The 3,190-nt window shown below is 61.8% G+C and carries 2 protein-coding genes and 1 pseudogene; all 3 read right to left on the reverse strand.

Going from position 1 to position 3,190, the window contains the following annotated elements; all coding sequences use genetic code 11:
- The coding region (locus tag ENZ74_RS26605; protein WP_164761232.1) for an NADH-quinone oxidoreductase subunit N at window positions 1-946 on the reverse strand (946 nt) is incomplete at its 3' end.
- An 18-nt stretch (window positions 947-964) separates the two neighbouring features.
- Window positions 965-2,470, reverse strand: a complete 1,506-nt coding sequence (locus ENZ74_RS26610) for an NADH-quinone oxidoreductase subunit M (protein ID WP_063168235.1) — start codon at window positions 2,468-2,470, stop codon at window positions 965-967.
- Window positions 2,470-3,190, reverse strand: a pseudogene (locus tag ENZ74_RS26615) (NADH-quinone oxidoreductase subunit L); the annotation flags it as partial. The gene ENZ74_RS26610 and the pseudogene ENZ74_RS26615, both read right to left, overlap by 1 nt.

Below are 3,190 nucleotides of genomic sequence, written 5' to 3' on the forward strand. Positions count from 1 at the left end.
CGGCAAGGCCGACCAGCGCGTAACCCATATGGCCAATCGAGGAATAGGCCATCAGGCGCTTGATGTTGGTCTGCCCGATTGCGGCGAAGGAGCCGAGTGCCATCGAGGCGATCGAGATGAAGACGATGATCTGCTGCCAGTCGGCGGCGATTGGCTTGAACGCGCCCATGGTGACGCGCACGATCAGTGCCATCGCCGCCATTTTCGGCGCCGCCGCCAGGAAGGCCGTCACCGGAGTCGGCGCGCCCTCATAGACGTCAGGCGTCCACATGTGGAACGGCACCGCGGAAATCTTGAAGGCAAGGCCGGCCAGCACGAAGACGAGGCCGAAAACGAGGCCAAGCTGGCGCTCGCCGCTGCCGAGTGCCGTGGCGATTTCCTGGAAGCCGGTGTTGCCGGTGTAGCCGTAGACCAGGCTGATGCCATAGAGCAGCATGCCCGACGACAGCGCACCGAGAACGAAATATTTGAGGCCCGCTTCGGTCGAGCGCAGATTGTCGCGGTTGATCGCGCACAGCACATAGATCGCCAGCGACTGCAGCTCGAGGCCGAGATAGAGGCCGATCATGCTGTTGGCCGAGATCATCAGCATCATGCCGAGCGTGCACAGCAGGATCAGCACCGGATATTCGAACTTGTCGAAACGCTCCGCCTTGGCGAAGCGCATCGACATCACCAGCGTCACCGCCGAGCCAACCAGTGCCAGCACCTTCATGAAGCGGCCGAAGGAATCCTGGATGAAGGCATTGCCATAAGCGCTGCCCTGCCCGGTTCGGAAGATCAGCCAGGCGCCCGCGATCGCCAGCACGGCAACCGCAAGGCCGGTTACCGTGTTGGCCGTGTTGGCGCGCGAACAGGCTCCGACCATCAGCAGCGCCAGCGCGCCGACGGCAAGGATCAGCTCTGGCGTCGAGAGCGACAGGCTGGAGAGAAGGTCCGGCGTCATGGTTCGCAAAACCTCTGGTCAGTTCGCCGCCGCGGTCTGCGCGGTGCCGATGGATGCAGTGACATTGGTGACGAGCGACTTGACCGATTGGGCCGTCGCGTCGAAGACCGGGGCGGGATAGACGCCGAAGAAGATGACCAGCACGACCAGCGGGTAGATGATCACCTTCTCGCGCGGCGACAGGTCGAGCAGTCCCTTAAGGCTCTCCTTGGTCAGTGCGCCGAAGATCACCCGGCGGTAGAGCCAGAGCGCGTAGGCGGCCGACAGGATGACGCCGGTGGCGGCGAAGAACGCCACCCATGTGTTGACCCGGAACACGCCGAGCATGGTCAGGAACTCGCCGACGAAGCCGCTGGTACCGGGCAGGCCGACATTGGCCATGGTGAAGATCAGGAACACCGTGGCGTATTTCGGCATGTTGTTGACCAGCCCGCCATAGGCCGCGATCTCACGTGTGTGCATGCGGTCGTAGATGACGCCGACGCACAGGAACAGCGCGCCGGAGACGAGGCCGTGGCTGAGCATCTGGAAGATCGCGCCCTGCACGCCTTCCTGGTTCATGGCGAAGATGCCCATGGTGACGAAGCCCATATGAGCAACCGACGAATAGGCGATCAGCTTCTTCATGTCCTCCTGCATCAGCGCCACCAGCGAGGTGTAGATGATGGCGACGACGGACAGCGCGAAGACCAGCGGCGCGAACATTTCCGACGCCAGCGGGAACATCGGCAAGGAGAAGCGCAGGAAGCCGTACCCGCCCATTTTCAACAGGATGCCGGCCAGGATGACGGAGCCCGCCGTCGGCGCCTCGACGTGCGCGTCGGGCAGCCATGTGTGCACCGGCCACATCGGCATCTTCACCGCGAAGGAGGCGAAGAAGGCAAGCCATAGCCAGGTCTGCATGTTGGCCGGGAAGTTGTGGGTCAGCAGCGTCGGGATGTCGGTTGTTCCGGACTGGAAGAACATCGCCATGATGGCGAGCAGCATCAGCACCGAACCGGCGAGCGTGTAGAGGAAGAACTTGAACGAGGCGTAGACGCGCCGCTTGCCGCCCCAGACGCCGATGATGATGAACATCGGGATCAGGCCGGCTTCGAAGAAGACGTAGAACAGCACGATGTCCAGCGCGCAGAACACGCCGATCATCAGCGTTTCGAGCAGCAGGAAGGCAATCATGTAGGCCTTGACGCGCTTCTCGATCGATTCCCACGAGGCCAGGATGCAGAGCGGCATCAGGAAGGTCGTCAGGATGACGAACAGCATCGAGATGCCGTCGACGCCCATATGGTAGGAAATGCCGGAATCGAGCCAGGCGACCTTCTCGACGAACTGGAAGCCGGACTGCGAATTGTCGAATCCGGTCCAGATGAACAGCGAGATGATGAACGTGAAAGTCGTCGTCAACAGCGCGATGGCGCGGATGTTGCGGCGTGCATTTTCGCTGTCGTCATTGATGAACAGGATAAGCAGCACACCAACCAGCGGCAGGAAGGTGACCAGCGAGAGGATTGGCCAGGCGGTCATCAGAGCATCATCCAGGTGACGAGTGCGGCAACGCCGATCAGCATGGCGAAGGCGTAGTGGTAGAGATAGCCGGTCTGCAGCTTGACGACGCGGTTGGTGACATCGACGACACGCGCCGAGATACCGTCGGGGCCGAGGCCGTCGATGACGGTGCCGTCGCCGGTCTTCCACAGGAAATGGCCAAGGCGCTTGGCGGGCCGCACGAACAGGAAGTCGTAGAGCTCGTCGAAATACCACTTGTTGAGCAGGAAGGCGTAGAGCCCGCGATGCTGCGCGGCCAGGTTGACCGGCATTTCCGGCGAGCGGATGTAGAATTTCCAGGCCAGCGCGAAGCCGATCAGCATGGCGATGAAGGGCGACAGTTCGACCCACAGCGGCAATTCGTGGATGTCGTGCAGGATGTGATTGTCAGGCAATGTGAACAGCGATGCCTTCCAGAACTCGGCATAGCCCTCGCCGATGAAGGCGTTGTGGAAGATGACGCCGGCAAACAGCGCACCCGCAGCCAGGATGAACAGCGGCACCAGCATCACCGGCGGCGATTCATGGACATGGTGCATGACCTCATGGCTCGCCCGCGGCTTGCCGTGGAAGGTCATGAAGATCAGCCGCCAGGAGTAGAAGGAGGTGAAGCAGGCGGCGATGACCAAAAGCACGAAGGCCATGCCGGCAACCGAATTGTGGCCGGCAAAGGCGCTCTCGATGATGGCGTCCTTGGAG

Origin of the sequence: Mesorhizobium sp. M7A.F.Ca.CA.002.15.2.1, from assembly GCF_003998715.1 — a bacterium.
In the GTDB taxonomy this organism is placed as follows: Bacteria; Pseudomonadota; Alphaproteobacteria; order Rhizobiales; family Rhizobiaceae; genus Mesorhizobium; species Mesorhizobium ciceri.

Excerpts from the sequence above, each read along its gene's own strand:
- ENZ74_RS26610 (WP_063168235.1), bottom strand. The coding sequence starts at position 2,470 with ATGACCGCCTGGCCAATCCTCTCGCTGGTCACCTTCCTGCCGCTGGTT.